This window comes from Asticcacaulis excentricus (genome assembly GCF_003966695.1).
GTDB classification, from domain to species: Bacteria; Pseudomonadota; Alphaproteobacteria; order Caulobacterales; family Caulobacteraceae; genus Asticcacaulis; species Asticcacaulis excentricus_A.
In genome coordinates this window covers 103,180-120,700 of sequence record NZ_AP018827.1, presented here as the reverse complement: position 1 = coordinate 120,700, position 17,521 = coordinate 103,180, and the positions used below count along the sequence as shown (strand labels likewise).

The window sequence follows — 17,521 nt, the reverse complement described above, 5'->3', positions numbered from 1 at the left end:
CGCGCAGATTTTTAAGTGGCGCTAACGCTTCGCTCCTTGAGCGCGGGCGAAATCGTAACCGAAGTCGAACGCCTGATCGCCGCCTGAGGGGCCAGTGTGAACGGCTCGCGCAGATTTTTAAGTGGCGCTAACGCTTCGCTCCCTGAGCGCGGGCGAAATCGTCACCGAAGTCGAACACCTGATCGCCGCCTGAGGGGTTGGGTTACGCGGCCTTCATTATACCTCCCCAGCTTGCTGGAGAGGAGGACCGCACGAACCGCCAAAGGCGGTGATCGGACCGCCGATGCGGATGCGGTGGTAGGGGCGCTGACAGCGCCCAACAGCCTTTCCCACACTTTCCACATTTTTGATCGCTAAAGCCCTTGCCACCACCATTTTCGGCGGCTATACACCCGCTCCTCGCACCGGCACAGCGTTGCCGAACAATAGTGGACTCGTAGCTCAGCGGGAGAGCACTACGTTGACATCGTAGGGGTCACAGGTTCAATCCCTGTCGGGTCCACCATTTTCTCGTTTTCTTCGATAACTCGAAAGTATTTTTTGAGTTTACGCTCAAAGGTTTTTCCTTTTTATGGCGCGCAGGCTGCGCTCCCGCTTGGTCGCTGATCGCTTCGCGCCTTTTCCACATACGCTTATGGGACCGCCACCATCCTAGGCGATGTGTGTCAGATGCGCTCTGCTTCCTCTGAAACCTTCTCCCCGGCCGCTACGTACTCCTAAGGGCGTGGCGCCAAAGCCTGCTGCCACAAACAAGTCAGCCGCAGGCGCAATCTGACGCCGCGAATTTAAAACTTACATCCGGCGTCGATATAGTCAGCGCTACCGTGCGCAACGGGGAGATTGAGATGGACGGCCACAGCCACCCGACCACGGGACGACCGCTTTGTTCTGACGCTTCGCAGAGCCCCTGCCTCCGACGTTACTCAGAGGTGCGGGCCGCGACCCAGCGTCTCGCCGCGCCATTGTCGGCGGAGGACATGGTGGTACAGTCCATGCCCGACGCCAGCCCGGCCAAGTGGCATCTGGCGCACACCACCTGGTTCTTTGAGACCTTTCTGCTCAGTCCCCGCCCCGGTTCTGCGCCGTTCGATGCGCACTATGGTTACCTGTTCAACTCCTATTACGAAGCCAAGGGCGCGCGTCAGCCGCGGGCCCAGCGCGGCGTCCTCACCCGCCCGGCCCTGAGCGACATTCTGGCCTATCGTCAGCACGTGGATCATCAAATGCGCGACCTGATCGCCGCCGGGCTCGATGCCGAAAGCGAGGCCCTGCTGGCGCTCGGTCTGGCGCACGAGGAGCAGCATCAGGAACTGCTGCTGATGGACATTTTGCACCTGCTCAGCCTGTCGCCGCTGGCCCCGGCCTACGATCCCGCCTTTGCCGCCGACGCCCCGGTGGGCGAGGCCCGCTACATCGCGTGTGCCGGGGGGCTGGTTGAAATTGGCGCGGCCGGCGAAAGGTTTGCCTTCGACAATGAGCGGCCGCGCCATAAGGTCTGGCTGGAGCCCTATCAGATCGCCGATCGGCTGGTGCGCAATGGCGACTGGCTGGCCTTTATGCACGACGGCGGCTACGCGCGGCCGGAGCTATGGCTGTCCGACGGCTGGGCCCGCGTGCAGGCCGAGGGCTGGCGCGCGCCTCTTTACTGGCGGCCCGACGGCGAGCAGTGGCAAGCGTTCAGTCTGCGCGGCCTGCACCCCGTCGATCCCGACGCCCCCGTCACCCACATCAGCTTTTATGAGGCCGATGCCTTTGCCCGCTGGGCCGGGGCGCGCCTGCCCACCGAGGCCGAATGGGAGGCCGCCGCGCGTCAGGGCGGGCTGCAGCAGGTGGATGACGTCGCCTGGCAATGGACGGCCAGCGCCTATCTCGGCTATCCGGGCTTTCGTCCGGGAGCGGGTGCCGTCGGCGAATATAATGGCAAGTTTATGAGCGGGCAGATGAGCCTGCGCGGCGGCAGCGCCTTCACGCCTGCCGGTCATGCGCGCGCCACCTATCGCAACTTCTTCGCGCCGGAAAAGCGCTGGGTGCGCGCAGGTCTGCGTCTGGCGCGCGATCACACCACCGCGGAGAGCCGCGATGAGGGCTTCGCGGCCGATGTGATCGCCGGTCTGTCGGCGCAGCCCAAATCCCTGTCGCCCAAGTATTTTTATGATGCGGCAGGCTCCGAGCTGTTTGAGGCCATCTGCCGCACGCCGGAATATTACCCGACGCGCACCGAAACGCGCCTGTTGCACGACATCGCCGATGCGCTGGTGGCGGGCTGGACCGCCGATACGGTGCTGGTCGAATTTGGCAGCGGGGCCAGCGACAAGACGCGGATTCTGCTCGATGCCTGCCCGGCCTTGCGCACCTATGTGCCCATCGACATCAGCCCGGACGCCCTGCACGCCGCGACGGCACGGCTGCAAAGCGCCTATCCGCGCCTGTCCGTCGTGCCTCTGGTGGGCGATTTCACGCAGGCGCTGTCCCGGCCCGAAGCGCTGAAAAACAGGCCGTGCGTGGGTTTCTTCCCTGGCTCAACCATTGGCAATTTCAGCCCGGACGAAGCGCGTGAGCTGCTGCGGTCCTTCCGGCACCTGCTGGGTGAAGAGGCGCAACTGATCGTCGGAGCAGATATGGTCAAGGACGAAGCGACGCTACACGCCGCCTATGATGATGCGGCAGGGGTGACGGCGGCCTTCAATAAAAACCTGCTGGTGCGGATGAACCGCGAATTGCAGGGGGATTTCGACCTTGACGCTTTCGCGCATCTGGCCCTGTGGAACGCTGAGCGCGCGCGCATTGAAATGCATCTGCTCAGCCGCCGCGATCAGCGCGTGGCCGTCGCCGGGCAGAGTTTCACGTTTGCGGCGGGCGAACGTCTGCATACGGAAAATGCCCATAAGTTCACGCCGGACAGCTTCGCGGCCCTGTGTCGTGACGCAGGCTGGACGGTCGCGCGTCAGTGGATCAGCCCGGCCCCGGCCTTTGGCGTTTTCGTCCTGTCCTGACCCCTTCAGCTTGTGATGCGAATAACGCAACTGGCATCGCTCCGATGTCGGAACACCTGATACCAAGGGTCATTGAAAATGACTCTTGGTATTCGTTTCGCGAATGTCTTATGTCTTTGATACATATAAGACATTCACGATTTTTTAAACGGCCGGATGCGTCAGCATCTTCGGGCGTTGGTATGAATCTGTCCGAAGCCTATTGAGCTTTGGTGCCGCGCGGCCTACACAGAAAATTGCCCCGTACACGGACATTTTTTCAGGACCGCCCCGATTGGATGATCACGCCCCGCCTTCGCCCGCAACTCAGTTTGGGGCCCTCCCCTTTCGCGAGACGCGCAACGGCGAGGTCGAGTTCCTGCTGATCACCTCACGCGGCAGCGGTCAGTGGATCATCCCCAAGGGCAAGCCCATTCCCGACCTGACGCCAGCGGAAACCGCCGCCCGCGAAGCCTTTGAAGAGGCAGGTATTCTGGGTGAGGTCGATCCGCACCCTATCGGACGCTTTGCCTATATGAAGGATCAGGGCCAGCCCAATGCGCAGTTCATCCCCGCCGTCGAGGTGTTCGCCATGCGGGTGACGCAGCAACTGACGCTTTGGCCGGAAATGGGTCAGCGCAGCATGGTGTGGCTGACGCCGGAACAGGCGCTGCACGCCATCGAAATCGAATCCTTGCGCAAGATTGTGCGGCGCTTTGCCAAGGCCTTTGCCGAAGGTACTTAATCAGCCGCGCGGCAGCGGCTCGGCCAGGGTTGAGCTTTCGAGCACGCGCGCCATGGCATCGCGCGCCGCCAGCAGCACCAGACGCAACTGACAATCATCGGGTGTCGGGCAATCCTCACACCGCGCATAGGCAGTGCGCGAGGCACACGGCGTCAGGGCAAGAGGCCCGTCGATCAGGCGGATCAGGTCGGCCATGCTGATCATATCGGACGGTCGCGCCAGCATATAGCCACCCGAACGCCCGCGCTTAGACATCAGGAATCCTTCGCGGCGCAGCTCAAGCAATATGCCTTCGAGAAAATGCAGCGGGGCCTTGATGCGTTCCGCCAGTTCACCCGCCTGCACCGTCTGACCCTGGGGGATGCGGGCCATTTCCTGCATGGCGCGGATGGCGTATTTGGCACGCTGAGACAACATGGTGGCGGGGCAACCTGTATTTTTTTGTTCCGTCGCCGCCTATTAGCACGAACCGGGTTACGAAAGCCATAAGCCCTATATATCCGCTTTCATTACGAGCGGGCGCGGTCTTCAGCGGCAAAGTCATAGACGCGGATGCCGTCCTTTTCCGGCGGTGGCTCGCGCCAGACGCGGCGCTGCATGGCGCGTTCAGCGTCCAGACGGCCCGACGCCCAGTGCTCGTTCATAGTCAGGCGCGAAAATTCGTAGTCTTTGGATTGGCCATGATCGCCGCCGCCCGAATTGATCAGATGCACCAGCGAAACGCGGAAATGCGCGGCGCGCGCATAGCAGGCCGCGATGGACGGCTCGGCCTGCACCTCCGGCGACAAGCGTTCGTACATGTGGCGGATGGCCTGACGCAGGCGATAGCGCTCCAGAAAGGCATCGGTATTGAGCCGCGTGCGGCTGGAATAGGTAATGTCCTTGACGCGGCCATAGACCTCATCGAGCGTTTTGGGCACCTCACCGCGCGATGAGAACAGGTCCATCTGAAAGACCAGGGTGTCACCATCCAGCCCCGCCGGAGCTTCGTGCAGCACATAGGTCAGGGGCGTGTTGGACACCACACCGCCGTCCCAGTAGGCTTCGCCGTCGATCGTCACCGCCGGGAAGCCGGGCGGCAGGGCCCCGGACGCCATGATGTGTTCCGGCGTGATTGGCGTCGTATGGCTGTCGAAATAGACCGAATTGCCGGTGCGTACATTAACCGCCCCGACGCTCAGGCGCACCTCACCACCGTTGAGACGCTCGAAATCGACATGGCGCAGCAGAGTCTCGCGCAACGGGGAAATATCGTAGAAGCTCGTTTCCGACGGCAGGGACCACGGCGCGAAAAACGGCGTCAGGGCGGCGGGACGGAAGAAGCCCGGCACGCCGTTGAGCGCGCTCATATAGCCGCTCCATTGCCGAAAGGCGCTTTTCAGCCACGGATTATAGCCGCTCAACGTATCGGCGGGGCTTTCCGACGTGATCTGCGCCCAGAAGGACCGCAGCTTTTCGACGCGGTGTTCCGGCGCATTCCCGGCGATGATCGCCGCATTGATCGCGCCGATTGACACCCCAGCTACCCAGTCGGGCCTGACCCCGCCGGCATGCAGGACCTCATAGGCCCCGCCCTGATAGGAACCGAGCGCCCCGCCCCCCTGAAGCACCAGCACTGTCTGATCATAGGCCGCGCCGGGGTGAGTCACGGCTTCGGCAGCGGCAAGATCGGGATGGCTTTGATCCATGACAGGCAACTCCGCAACGGTCAGGCACTTACACGCCCTTTATGAACCGGAATCCGGCCTCGCGCATCAATTTTACAGACGATCACACAAAGCTTGAGCGGAACGACTCGAAAGGGCGAAAACAAGGCCGATTAAGGGTTTTGTTAAGCCTTATGGCTAAGCTGTGGCGTGCTGATCTCCGCATTTTCTGTTTCACGACCCGCAAAGGATACTGTCTCATGCGTCTTCCTGCCCTTCTCGCTGCCGTGGCGCTTGGCGCCCTCACCGCCACCGCCGCCTCGGCCCAGAACAGCCCCCTCGCCGTTGATGTGCACGGCGGCACGACCGGCGTCGGCATCGGGGCCCGTTACAAGCTGAATGACACTTTTGTCCTGCGCGCCGATTACGACTCGCTGAAGCACAGCGACGACTTCAATTCCGATGGCGTTCAGTATAACGGCGAGCTGGAGTTCAAGCCGTTTACTTTTGCCGTGGATGTGCACCCGTTTCGCAATTCATTTCTGGTGTCCGCTGGCTATGTAACCGGTGATCGCAATGTGAAGCTCGACGCGCGTCCGACCGGCACCACCAATATCGGTGGTGCGCCCTTCACCCCGGCCCAGATCGGCACGCTGCGCGCCAATGCCGATATGGGCAGCGGTGCCCCGTTCCTCGGCCTCGGTTTCGACAACACCTTCACTACGGATGGTCGCTTTGGCTTCCGCGTGCTGGCCGGGGCTGTGTTGGGCGATGACCCCAGCGTGACCCTGACGTCGGACGGCACCTATGCCAATGACCCGGCCTACAAGGCGGCGCTGGAGAAGGAACGTCAGGAGCTTCAGAACGACGTGAAGGACGCCAAGACCTGGCCCGTTCTGCAAGTCGGCCTGACGGTCAAATTCTGATCGGGCTGACTGACGGCGGAAACGATAAGAGAGGCGGTCCTTTGCGGGACCGCCTTTTTCACTTCAGATCATAAACAACGCAGGTCTGGACCTGAACCCGATACAGCGGCGGCGTCTGAATAAAGGCATTTTCCGCCGCGCGGGCTTCAAGTTGATCGCGACCGGGAACAATTTGCGGCGGGCTTTTATACTCGACCCGTTCAGCCGTCATCTCTGTATCGACATCTGTTTCCAGGTTCCGCCCCAGAATATCGGCTCGGCAGGCGCGACCCGACGGGTCGATCAGACGAATGCCACCCAGCGTGCTGCCTGTGGCTTCGGCTGCGCCTTGCGCCCGCGCCGCCGCATCGCGTGTGGCCTGCGTGCGCAACCGGTCCCGCAGGGCATTGTCCGGCTTTAGCGAAAAGGCCAAGCGATCCACCTGCGTCGGCGCGGCCGCCAGAACCAGCGCATAGACCGGCTCCAGCACGGCCATATCACGCACCTCAACGCGCAGGGTCAGGGTGGCGTCATAGCCCCGAATCTTGTCGCCGCGGGCATTGGCGATTTGCCGACCGTCCTTGTCGCGGTACTGCTCGTAAAAGGCCTGCACCGCAAAGTCCGTTGTGACGCGCACCGCCTCTGCCGGGCGCTGACGCAGGGCGGCGATCAGGGTTTCGGCCTGTGCAACCGCCTGACGCTGAGCTTCGCTGGCCGTCTTGCCCGTGCCCTTGAACCGCGCGGCGAAGGTGGCGCGGTTGGCCTCCACCTCCGTCTCCGCATAGCCCGTCTGCGGCAGGACCGCACGTTCCATCCACCACGGCGCCGCGTCGAAGCGGTCCGTGTTTTCGACCGGCTTTACCGGGGGCGCGGCCTCGGCCCCGGCCGCCAGTAGCGGCAGGGTGCAGAGGCCTATCCACAGGCGGCGCATCAGTTCAGTCCATAGACAACGCAGGCCTGCGCCGTCAGTTCATTCAACGGCGGGGCCTGAATAAAGGCGTTCTGCGCGGCCTTGGCTTCGAGTTGCTCCACCGGAGACGGAGCAGACATAGCCTCTACCACTGGTTCACGAACTTGCAACTTGGGTGGCGGCGGCGGCATGTCATAGGCCACGGTCGTCGGCTCAAAATCCTGCCCGCCGCGCGGTTCACCGCGCGCCAGAATATCCGTCTGACAGGCGCGGCCCGTCGGGTCGATCACCTTAACCGCCCCCAGCTTGCCACCCGCCGCTTCGGCGGCCTGACGCGCCCGGCGCGCCGCATCCTTCACTGCCTCGTTGTACAGCCAGGTCTTGGTGGCATTGTCGGGCTCCAGCGAGAAATAGACCGGCTGAGACGCGGTGGGCGAGGCCGCCAGCACCAGCGCATAGGCGCGTTCCAGCGTGCGCAGGTCATAGACCTTCACATCCAGTCCCATGCTGACCTGATAGGCTTCGATCTTGTCACCGCGCTGGTTTTCGATGCGGTTGCCTTCCTTGTCGCGGTACTGCTCATAGAGGACGCGCATCGAGAAAGAGGTGTTGACGCGCACCGCGTCCTTGCCCAGCTTTTTCAGCGCATCGGTCAAGGCGCGTGTCTGCGCCACGGCCTTTTGCTGCGCCTCATCCGCCGTCTTACCCACCGCCAGAAACGAGGCCGAAAAATGAGCGCGGTTGGCGTCGATTTCGGTCCGCACATAGCCCGTCTGGGTGATGACCGGCGTCTTCATCCACCACGGCGCGCGATCGTAATCCGAGGCCTGATAATTATTGGTCGTCGTCTGAGCCACCGCCCCCCCGGCCACGGCCAGCAGAGCCATACCCAACACCCATTTACGCATAGTCGTCTCCCTAGATAGCGATGATTTTTACAGGCTGATGCCCTATTGCGGCTGATTTACGACGCCGGTTTGAAGGCGTCGGCTTGTTTTTGGCCTTCGACCTTCTGATCGGGCGTCAGCCGACTTTCAATAAAGGGAACCGCTTCACGCGCTTCGGATACGGCGGCACTTCCCTTCGGTCCCTTGCGGGCCAGAAGCGCCCATTTATAGGCCACAGCCAGGTCTTTTTTCACGGCCATACCGTTAAAGTACAGCATACTCAGGCGGATTTGCGCGTCGGCGTTTCCGCGATCCGCCGCGCGATTGAAATAGCTGATTGCTTTGGGCTGATCACCGGTGTTGTAAAACAGATAGGCCATATCGGTGAGGCATTGCGTATCACCGCGATCAGCGCATTTGCTCAGCCAGAGCTTTGCCCCCTCGCGGTCGCCCGCACTATTGAGCCTCTGTCCCCACGCCTTTTCTGCGGCCTTGTCGCCCGCTTGCGCAGATTCGCGCAACAGACGCTCGCCTATTTCGACATCTTTTGGAACACTGCCGCGTCCGGTCAGGTAAAATTCGGCCAGCTTGCGTTTGATGTCAGGCGAAGGGGCTTTTACTGCCTTATAAAGGGCGAAGGCCTTATCGCGGTTGGCGACGCCTTTATCGTCATTGTACAGGTCGGCCAGTGCGATCTGCGCGTCCACATGTCCTTGCGCGGCGGCTTTTTCGTACCAGCCTGAGGCGCGAACCGCGTCATCTATCCCCCCTCGACGCTTGTCATAGGGTAGACCACTTAGATACTGCGCCTGCGCGTCCCCGGTGTTTGCCTTGATAAAGGTGATCCACTCGTTTTCACCGGTCGGCCCGGTCTTGCCCGTGAAAAACACCCCTGCGGCCACCGCGACCACCAGAATAACCGGCAGCAGCACATACCAGGCCCGGACTCCACCCGTCGATTTACGCATATATACCCCCCTTGTGCCTCAGGGGTTCAGGCATAGCACAGACAGAGGCGGAGACAAGCCTCAGTCTTTTCGCCGCAGATCGAGCGTCATCGGGTAGTCGGGATTGATATGCAGGGCCGGGACGCGCACCCGGCCCGGCGTATGGGTAGGGGCCTCAAAGCGCGACAGGCGACGGCCTTCGGCCTCGTTCTCATTGAGCGGCAACTGCTCGTAATTGCGCCCACCGGGGTGCATGACGTGGTAGCGGCAACCACCGAGCGAACGTTCCAGCCGCGTGTCGATCACATCGAACTGTAGGGGCGTATTGACCGGCAGGTTGGGGTGCAGGCTCGACCACGGGGCCCAGGCCTTATAGCGCACGCCGGCCACCTGAATATGGGCGTCGCGCGTCGGGTGCAGCGGCAGGCGGCGACCATTGCAGGTGACGACGTGCTGATCACCCACGGCGCCCGACAGCACCACCTCCATGCGCTCGACCGAAGAATCGACGCCACGCGACGTGCCGCCGCCGGACGGCTCCTCGCCCATTACCGGCCACGGCTCCAGCCCGGCGCGCAACTCCAGCGTCAGGCCGCCGATCTGCACGCTGCCCAGTGACGGGAAGCGGAAGTCAAAGAAGGGAATGAACCAGTCGCGGCTGAAGGCATAGCCGTGGCTTTTCAGAACATCGAGCACTTCATGGAGGTCTTCGCGCACCTGATGGCCCAGCATAAAGCGGTCGTGCAACTGCGTGCCCCAGCGCACCAGCCGCCCCGTATAGGGCTTTTTCCAAAAGACGGCGATCAGGGCGCGGATCAGCAGCGCCTGAATGAGGTTCATCTGCGGGTGCGGCGACATCTCAAAGCCGCGCATTTCGAGCAGGCCCAGCCGCCCGCGGTCGGAATCCGGCGAATAGAGCTTGTCGATGCAGAATTCCGCCCGGTGCGTATTGCCGGTCAGATCGACCAGCAGGTTGCGCAGCAGGCGGTCCACCAGCCACGGGGCCTGTTCCGCCTCGCCCTTGGGTAGGTTGGACAGGGCGATTTCCAGCTCATACAGCGACTCGTGACGCGCCTCGTCGATGCGCGGGGCCTGCGAGGTCGCCCCGATATACATCCCCGAAAACAGGTAGGACAGGCTGGGGTGGTTCTGCCAGAAGCGGATCATCGAGCCCAGCAGGTCGGGACGGCGCAAAAACGGCGAATCCTCCGGCTTCTGCGCCCCCATGACGATGTGATTGCCGCCGCCCGTGGCGACGCGCTTGCCGTCGATCAGGAACTTGTCGGCGACCAGCCGCGCCAGACGCGCCTCCTCATAAACCGTAGTGATGATGTCTTTCAGCTCATCCCAATGGCGCGCCGGCTGGATATTGACCTCGATGACGCCGGGGTCGGGTGTGACGCTTAAGGACTCGATGCGGTGGTCGCGCGGCGGACCGTAACCTTCGATGACCACCGGCACCTTGAGGTGCGCGGCCACCGCTTCGATGGCCGAAATCAGCTCGAAATAGTGCTCGGCATAGGCGGTCGGCGGCAGGAAGAGGAACAGCTTGCCATGCCGCACCTCAGCGCACAGGGCCGAGCGCACCAGACCATTGGGCCCGGCCCAGCGCTGCGGATCGCCCGCCTTACCGATGGCCCTGGCAAAGCGCGGCACCAGAGTCTGCGCCTCCGGCAGGGCTTCGGTCGGGGCAAAGGGCGAGCGCGGCGGGAAGAGGTGCGTGTCCACCTCAGCCTGATCGACAAACGGCAGCGCCCCCAGCGGCAGACGCAACCCCACCGGCGAGTCGCCGGGCAAAAGCATCATCTTCTCGGTGCGGAAACGCCACGGGTTCGACATCCAGCCGTCAAACTGTGCCGAATATTGCAGGGGCAGGACGAAACCGGTCGGCTGGCCCAGATCGTTGTCCAGAAGGGCCTGAAGCCGCTTACGCTCCGTCGCCTCATAGACGTCGGCCTTCAGCATCTCGCCCTCAAGCGGCAGACGCTGCTCCTTCCACAGGTGGTAGGGAATGTCCTCATAGGCGTCGATGACGAGGTCTTCATGCAGGCCCAGCGCTCCGGCCAGCGTGCGCAGGAAGGTGCGCGCCGTCGCCTGCGGCTCATGGGCAGCGGCTTCCGGGTCGATCAGCAGGTCCGCATTGAGCCACAAGGGCTTTTGGTCCAGCCGCCAAAAGGCGTTCATCGCCCAGCGCGGCAGGATTTCACCCGGATACCACTTGCCCTGCGCGTGCTGCGCCAGCGCGCCCTTGGCGAAGCGCGCAGACAGGCGTTTGAACAGGTCAAAACCCAGTTTCTTCTTGGTGTCAGACAGGGCCGTAAAATGCCATTCGTCGCCCGTGCGGTCATCCAGCGACACGAAGGTCGGCTCGCCGCCCATGGTCAGGCGCACATCCTGCGCCGTCAGGGCCTTATCGACCTTATGGCCCAAAGCGTCGATGCGCTGCCATTCGCCGTCCGTATAGGGCTGAGTGACGCGGCGCGATTCATAGATGCGCGTCACCCCCATCTCATAGCTGAACTGCGACTGCGCCGGTTCATGCGCCCCGGTGATGGGGGCGGCCGAGGTCGGGTTGGGGGCGCAGCACAGCGGGATATGGCCTTCGCCGGTAAACATGCCCGACGTCGGATCAAGCCCGATCCAGCCGGCGCCCGGCAGATAGACCTCGTACCAGGCGTGCAGGTCGGTGACGTCCTCGCTGACGCCGGACGGGCCGTCCAGCGATTCGACATCGGCCTTGAGTTGGATCGAATAGCCGGAGACAAAGCGCGTGGCGAACCCCTTATGGCGCAGGGCCTGACAGGCCAGCCACGCCATGTCGCGGCACGAGCCCTGAAGCAGGGTCAGGGTTTCGGCCGAGGTCTGCACCCCCGGCTCCATGCGCAGGGTGTAGTTGAGGTGCGAATTGACCTTCTGATTGAAGGCGACCAGAAAATCGACCGTCCCCCACTTTTCGCCCGTCGAGGGGTTAAGGTCCGGCACGGACCGCACATAGTCCATCAGCAGGTCGTCGCGTTCCTTGATTTCCAGATAGGGCGTCAATTCTTCCTTGAGCGACTCCGCATAGGTAAACGGGTAGTGGGTCGCCGTGTCTTCGAGGAAAAAGTCGAACGGATTAAAGACCTTGATTTCAAGGACCAGATCGACCTCAACGCGGAACTGCGCCACCTTGTCCGGGAAGACGATGCGCGCCAGCCAGTTGCCAAAGGGGTCCTGCTGCCAGTTGATGAAGTGGTTTTCCGGCTCGACCTTTAGCCGGTAAGACTGCACATGGGCGCGGGTGTGCGGGGCGGGCCTTAGCCGGATGACCTGCGGCCCCATGCCGATCGGCCGCTCGTAACGATAGTCGGTAACGTGATGCAGCGCCGTCAGTATGGTCATTCACTCATCCAGTCTTACACCTCCCTGCCTCTGGCAGGGAGAGATGGCAGTCTTATACCTCCCTGCCTCTGGCGGGGAGAGATGGCAGTCTTATACCTCCCTGCCTCTGGCGAGGAGAGATGGCCGTCTTACATCTCCCTGCACAGGCAGGGAGAGGTGGTAGATATCCTGCGACCTGTAATCTACAGAATCGCCGGGCCGCTTGAAGCCCCCACCACCGCATCTCGCGCTTCGCGCCTCGTGCGGTCCCCCTCCCCAGCAAGCTGGGGAGGTATGAAGTGAGAGGCTTCGTTTCAATCCGTCAGCTTACGTCGGCTTTTCCCACAAAATCACGTCACAGAATTGTAACGAAGACAAAAAAAATGTGTAACTCTGATACGGCACGGCATATGGACAAGACCCGGCCAAGGCCGTTTAGTTTCCTGTGAGCGAGAAGGACCACCCGTTGTTCAGCGATATTTCGAGCGACATCTTTGCGTTTAGTTTCGACGGCTTAAGTTCGCCGCTCATCGACCTGAAGTTTCGCACCGGCCCGCAAAAGGGCGACCATACGCTCGGTTGGGGTCTGGCATGGTACCCTGCGGATAATAAGGCCGCAATGGTGGCCAAGGACCCGGCGGCCAAGGACACGGTGTCGCTCAAAGGCGCCATGAGCGATTGGGAAGGGTTCCGCTCGACCGTCTTCTTCTGCAAGGTGCGCGGCGCGGCCACAGGCTATACCCATCTGGAAACCCAGCCCTTCACCCGCTCCTTTGCCGGTCAGGACTGGGTGTTCATGCACAATGGCAACCTCGACAAGGAAGCCATCAAGAAGCTGCACCACAACAAGTCGATCTTTCTGGAGCCGCTGGGGCGCACCGATTCAGAGCTGGCTCTGGTCTTCCTGCTGGGCAAGATCGAGGATTACGGCGCGCGCACGCTCGCGGCCATCGACCACAACGTCCTTCTGAGCTGGTTCCTGCAACTGGATGATCTGGGCTCCGCCGACATGGCCATTTCCGATGGCGTGACGGTGGCGGTCTTTTACGGCTCCAAATCGCAGTCGAGCCTCTATTACAGCCGCATCAAGCCGCCGCACGCTGCCGAAGGGTTTCAGTCGGACGCCGCCTCGTTCGCGCTGAACAATCCGCGCGACACCTTCCGCACGGCGGTGGTCTTTGCCTCATCGCCGTTTGCGTCAGGCAAGTGGACGCCAATGCAGGGCGGGCAACTGATCATCGCCCGGCGCGGCGCGGTCATCTGGACCAACAAGAAAGAAGCCCCGCCGAAATTGCCGGTGCCGCCGCAGCAGCCGGACCGCCCGTCGGCCCTGTCTTCGCCCATCCTTCAGGGCGGGCCGCTGGAGAAGATCACCGAACGCAACGCCCTGTTCGCCAGCGTACAGGCCCAGTCTCAGCAGGCCTCCATCGTCGCCAAGCTGGCCAGTATGAGCCACGTGCAGTCGAACGTGATCAATGCCCGTTCGGTCACCCACGCCCCGGACGGCAGCCCCCTCACCTACCGGCTTTATGACGTGGTGCATTCGACCGAATACACCTATGAGAAGGCCGTTGAACATTCGACCCACACCTTCCGCCTGCTGCCGGTCGAAGATCAGCTTCAGGAGGTCATCCATTCGACCCTGACCATTTCAGCCGAGGGCGAGGATGTGCGCTTTGAGGACGTGTTCGGCAATCAGAACATCCACTACTCGATTATCAAGCCGTACAAGCAACTGACCGTCTCGTGCCGCTCGCTGGTCAAGATTTTTGGGCAGGCCCCGGACGATTACGGCCCGGCCCAGCGTCAGGCGCGCTTCCCCATTTCGTGGATGCCGTGGCAGCTTCAGGTGATGGAGCCTTATCTGCTTCTGCTCGAAATGCCGGAAACGCAGATCGCCGAACTGCTGGTCTATGCGCGCGCCTTCTCGGAGCGCAATGCAGGTCACGTCATGGACACGCTGAACGACATCAACCTGACCATCTACCGCGACTATCAATACGTGCCCGGTTCGACCTCGTTTTCGACCACGCCTTTTGATGTCTATGCCAATCGTAAGGGCGTCTGTCAGGACTTCGCCAACCTGTTCATCACACTGGCGCGGCTTCTGGGCATCCCGGCGCGCTACCGCATGGGCTACATCTTCACCGGGGCCAATTACGAGAACAAGATTCAGTCCGACGCCAGCCACGCCTGGGCCGAGGTCTATATCCCCTATATCGGCTGGCGCGGCTTCGATCCGACCAATGGCTGCCTCGTGTCGCAGGACCATGTGCGGGTGGCGTGCGGGCGCAACTATCTCGATGCGACGCCAACCTCCGGCACCATCTATCGCGGCGGCGGCAAGGAGGACCTGCGGGTGCAGGTGACGATGAACGAGGTCTATCTATGAGCCGTGCCCTCACCATACCTCCCCAGCATGCTGGGGAGGGGGACCGCGCCCGAAGGGCGGGGTGGTGGGGGGCTTACGTAAGCGTACACAGGACAGAGGCGGCTGTGACCTTAAGCCCCCCTCCGTCTTTGCCGCCTTTCAGGCGGCAAATCCACCTCCCCCAGCAAGCTGGGGGCGTATGAAGGGTTTCGCATTTAATCCTTAGACGGTCTTCTTTCGAATACCGTTATAAATTGAAAGTACGCGTATTTTTTGAGTTTATCCGCTTTGGGGAGGCACCCGCGTGAGTCTGGAATCCTATAAAACCGAAGGGTTTTTCGACGAGCTGTTCGCCAGCGACGGCGTGCCGCATCCGGCCGCCGCCGGACTGGTCGAACAGTTGGACGCGCTCAGCCGGGCCGACCTGAAACGCCGTCAAAAACAGGCCGAAGACATCCTTTATCAGTCGGGCAACACCTTCAACGTCTATGGCGACAAGAAGGGCACCGAGAAGATCCTGCCGTTTGACATCATTCCGCGCCTTGTGTCGGCGGCGGACTGGGCCAAGCTGGAACGCGGCATCAATCAGCGTATCCGCGCCCTGAACCTGTTCATTCAGGACATCTATAACGATCAGAAGATTCTCAAGGACAAGGTGATCCCGGCCGAGCTGATCTTTTCATCGGCCTGCTACCTCAAGCCCTGCGAAGGCCTGTCGCCGCCCAAGGGCGTATGGACGCATATTTCCGGCACCGACTTTGTGCGCGATGGCGACGGCGAATTCTACGTGCTGGAGGACAATCTGCGCTGCCCGTCGGGCATTTCCTACGTGCTGGAAAACCGCGCCGTGCAAAAGCGCATCCTGCCCAAGGCGTTTCAGACCCTGAAGGTGCGCCCCGTCTCCAACTATGGCGACCACCTGTACAAAACGCTGAAATTCATTGCCCCCGAAGGCAAGGACGAGCCGAATATCGTCGTGCTGACGCCCGGCATCTATAACTCCGCCTATTTCGAGCACGCCTATCTGGCGCAGCAGATGGGCGTGCCCCTGTGCCAGAATTCCGACCTCGTGGTCGAAGACGACACGGTCTATATGCGCACGACTCAGGGCCTGAAACAGGTCGATGTCATCTATCGCCGCATTGATGATGAGTTCATCGACCCGCAGGTCTTCCGGAAAGATTCGCTGCTGGGCGTCCCCGGCATTATGAACGCCTATCGCAAGGGGAAGGTGGCGCTGGCCAATGCGCCGGGTACCGGTATCGCCGACGATAAGGCCGTCTATGCCTATGTGCCGAAGATCGTGAAATACTATCTGGGCGAAGACGCCATCGCCCAGAATGTGCCCACCTATATCTGTGAGGATGACAAGGAGCGCGACTACGTTCTGGCCAATCTCGACAAGCTGGTGGTCAAGGCCGTGAACCTGTCGGGCGGCTACGGTATGCTGATCGGCCCCAAGAGCACCAAGGCTGAGCAGAAAGAATTTGCTGAAAAAATCCGGGCCAAGCCGCGCGACTATATCGCCCAGCCCACCCTGTCCTTGTCGCGCGCCCCCACCCTGATCGGCAACGGCATCGAAGGCCGCCACGTCGATTTCCGCCCCTATTCGCTGTTTGGCGAAGACGTCTTCACCCTGCCCGGCGGCCTGACGCGCGTGGCGCTGAAAAAAGGCTCGCTGGTCGTCAATTCGTCGCAGGGCGGCGGGTCGAAAGATACCTGGGTGCTGGGCGAAGAGAACTATTACGGAGTGGCGGAATGATCAGCCTCTCCCCTTTATTCGGCCACCGCCGTTCAGGACCTTCCGCATGATGTTAAGCCGCGTTGCCAATTCAATCTACTGGATGTCGCGCTATCTGGAGCGCGCGGAAAACGTCGCGCGCTTCATCGACGTCAACACCCACCTGATGCTCGATCTCGGTCTGAGCGTCGAGGAGACGCAGTGGTATCCTTTGATCGCCACCTCTGGCGACGATGAGGATTTCAACAAGCGCTACGCCACCGCCGATGAGAAATCCATCGTACGCTTCCTGACGTTTGACGACAAGAATCCCAACTCCATTCTGTCCTCCATCTACCGGGCGCGCGAAAACGCCCGCACGGTGCGCGAAGTGATCCCGGTCGAGGTATGGGAAAAGATCAACGAGCTTTACCACCTGACGCAGGCCCATAGCCGCAAGCGCTCGGTCGAAGCCCTGCAAGCCTACTACACCGAGGTGCGTCAGTCGGGCACCCACTTCGCCGGCATGATGATCAACGCCATGTCTCGCGGCGACGGCTGGCACTTTGCGCGTATGGGGCAGTTGCTGGAGCGCGCTGACAAGACGGCGCGCCTTCTCGACGTGAAATACTTTCTGCTTCTGCCGCGCGGTGAGCAGGTCGATAGCCCCTATGACAATGTGCAGTGGGGCGCGGTGCTGAAATCGGTCAATGCGCTTGAAATGTACCGGCAGGAATACCACTCGATCAATTACCGCGACGTGGCGCAGTTCCTTTTGTTTTCCAAGCTGTTCCCGCGTTCGGTGCGCTTCTCGCTCGACTACGCCACCGTGTGCATGGAAGCCATCTGCGAACAGCAGCCAAACTGCGCTGCGCTCAACGACATGAAGGCCCTGCGCACGCGGCTGATGGAGGCCGATGCCACCGCCCTTATCGCGTCAGGCCTGCATGAGTTCATCGACGAATATCAACTTGGGCTGAACCGGCTGGATCAGTCCGTGTACGAAACCTTCTTCAAGGATTGAGGTACGGCACGATACACGGATCGCGCTTGCACAG

Annotated in this window: 12 protein-coding genes and 1 tRNA gene; 7 read left to right on the top strand and 6 right to left on the bottom strand. The window is 61.7% G+C overall.

Annotated elements, in window-relative coordinates; genetic code table 11:
* The first annotated feature begins 430 nt into the window (after positions 1-430).
* From EM6_RS00585 to EM6_RS00575, 3 genes are all read left to right on the top strand, one after another.
* Positions 431-505: transfer RNA gene (locus EM6_RS00585), tRNA-Val, on the top strand.
* A 340-nt stretch (positions 506-845) separates the two neighbouring features.
* Entirely contained in the window at positions 846-2,993 is a 2,148-nt protein-coding gene (gene egtB / locus EM6_RS00580) for an ergothioneine biosynthesis protein EgtB (RefSeq protein WP_126419546.1), read from the top strand.
* Between the two features lie 274 nt (positions 2,994-3,267).
* Complete coding sequence (locus EM6_RS00575; protein ID WP_126419545.1) at positions 3,268-3,717, top strand: NUDIX hydrolase; 450 nt, start codon at positions 3,268-3,270, stop codon at positions 3,715-3,717.
* On the opposite strand, the gene EM6_RS00570 is transcribed toward EM6_RS00575, so the two are convergent.
* Together EM6_RS00570 and EM6_RS00565 are read right to left on the bottom strand one after the other, a co-directional pair.
* Positions 3,718-4,134, bottom strand: a complete 417-nt coding sequence (locus tag EM6_RS00570) for an RrF2 family transcriptional regulator (RefSeq protein WP_013479369.1) — start codon at positions 4,132-4,134, stop codon at positions 3,718-3,720. It lies immediately after the preceding gene.
* Between the two features lie 92 nt (positions 4,135-4,226).
* On the bottom strand, positions 4,227-5,405 hold the full coding sequence (locus EM6_RS00565) for a patatin-like phospholipase family protein (protein WP_126419544.1): 1,179 nt from the start codon (positions 5,403-5,405) through the stop codon (positions 4,227-4,229).
* A 218-nt stretch (positions 5,406-5,623) separates the two neighbouring features.
* Here EM6_RS00565 and EM6_RS00560 point away from each other — a divergent pair, with 218 nt between their 5' ends.
* The gene (locus EM6_RS00560) at positions 5,624-6,289 is read left to right on the top strand and encodes a hypothetical protein (protein ID WP_126419543.1); all 666 of its coding nucleotides are present in this window, start codon (positions 5,624-5,626) and stop codon (positions 6,287-6,289) included.
* A 58-nt stretch (positions 6,290-6,347) separates the two neighbouring features.
* Here EM6_RS00560 and EM6_RS00555 read toward each other — a convergent pair whose 3' ends face one another.
* From EM6_RS00555 to EM6_RS00540, 4 genes are read right to left on the bottom strand one after another with little or no spacing between them, the layout of a single operon-like run.
* Positions 6,348-7,199 (bottom strand): SIMPL domain-containing protein, encoded by an 852-nt coding sequence (locus tag EM6_RS00555; RefSeq protein WP_126419542.1) that lies wholly within the window; start codon positions 7,197-7,199, stop codon positions 6,348-6,350.
* Positions 7,199-8,086 carry an SIMPL domain-containing protein gene (locus tag EM6_RS00550; protein WP_126419541.1) on the bottom strand — a complete coding sequence of 296 codons (888 nt, stop codon included), beginning with the start codon at positions 8,084-8,086 and terminating at the stop codon, positions 7,199-7,201. The genes EM6_RS00555 and EM6_RS00550 overlap by 1 nt, the downstream gene beginning before the upstream one ends.
* A 56-nt stretch (positions 8,087-8,142) precedes the next feature.
* Positions 8,143-9,033, bottom strand: a complete 891-nt coding sequence (locus EM6_RS00545; RefSeq protein ID WP_126419540.1) for a tetratricopeptide repeat protein — start codon at positions 9,031-9,033, stop codon at positions 8,143-8,145.
* 60 nt (positions 9,034-9,093) lie between these two features.
* The gene (locus EM6_RS00540) at positions 9,094-12,393 is read right to left on the bottom strand and encodes a DUF2126 domain-containing protein (protein WP_126419539.1); all 3,300 of its coding nucleotides are present in this window, start codon (positions 12,391-12,393) and stop codon (positions 9,094-9,096) included.
* Positions 12,394-12,838: 445 nt separating this feature from the next.
* Between EM6_RS00540 and EM6_RS00535 the strand changes: the two genes are divergently transcribed.
* From EM6_RS00535 to EM6_RS00525, 3 genes are all read left to right on the top strand, one after another.
* Complete coding sequence (locus EM6_RS00535) at positions 12,839-14,764, top strand: class II glutamine amidotransferase (RefSeq protein ID WP_126419538.1); 1,926 nt, start codon at positions 12,839-12,841, stop codon at positions 14,762-14,764.
* 283 nt (positions 14,765-15,047) lie between these two features.
* Entirely contained in the window at positions 15,048-16,505 is a 1,458-nt protein-coding gene (locus EM6_RS00530; RefSeq protein ID WP_126419537.1) for a circularly permuted type 2 ATP-grasp protein, read from the top strand.
* Positions 16,506-16,551: 46 nt separating this feature from the next.
* The gene (locus EM6_RS00525; protein WP_126419536.1) at positions 16,552-17,487 is read left to right on the top strand and encodes an alpha-E domain-containing protein; all 936 of its coding nucleotides are present in this window, start codon (positions 16,552-16,554) and stop codon (positions 17,485-17,487) included.
* Positions 17,488-17,521: the final 34 nt, after the last annotated feature.

What these genes read in the sequence shown, in the direction of transcription:
- egtB (WP_126419546.1), top strand. Translation starts at nt 846, where the DNA reads ATGGACGGCCACAGCCACCCGACCACGGGACGACCGCTTTGTTCTGAC.
- EM6_RS00525 (WP_126419536.1), top strand. Translation starts at nt 16,552, where the DNA reads ATGATGTTAAGCCGCGTTGCCAATTCAATCTACTGGATGTCGCGCTAT.
- EM6_RS00540 (WP_126419539.1), bottom strand. Translation starts at nt 12,393, where the DNA reads ATGACCATACTGACGGCGCTGCATCACGTTACCGACTATCGTTACGAG.
- EM6_RS00565 (WP_126419544.1), bottom strand. Translation starts at nt 5,405, where the DNA reads ATGGATCAAAGCCATCCCGATCTTGCCGCTGCCGAAGCCGTGACTCAC.
- EM6_RS00545 (WP_126419540.1), bottom strand. Translation starts at nt 9,033, where the DNA reads ATGCGTAAATCGACGGGTGGAGTCCGGGCCTGGTATGTGCTGCTGCCG.
- EM6_RS00570 (WP_013479369.1), bottom strand. Translation starts at nt 4,134, where the DNA reads ATGTTGTCTCAGCGTGCCAAATACGCCATCCGCGCCATGCAGGAAATG.
- EM6_RS00555 (WP_126419542.1), bottom strand. Translation starts at nt 7,199, where the DNA reads ATGCGCCGCCTGTGGATAGGCCTCTGCACCCTGCCGCTACTGGCGGCC.
- EM6_RS00550 (WP_126419541.1), bottom strand. Translation starts at nt 8,086, where the DNA reads ATGCGTAAATGGGTGTTGGGTATGGCTCTGCTGGCCGTGGCCGGGGGG.
- EM6_RS00560 (WP_126419543.1), top strand. Translation starts at nt 5,624, where the DNA reads ATGCGTCTTCCTGCCCTTCTCGCTGCCGTGGCGCTTGGCGCCCTCACC.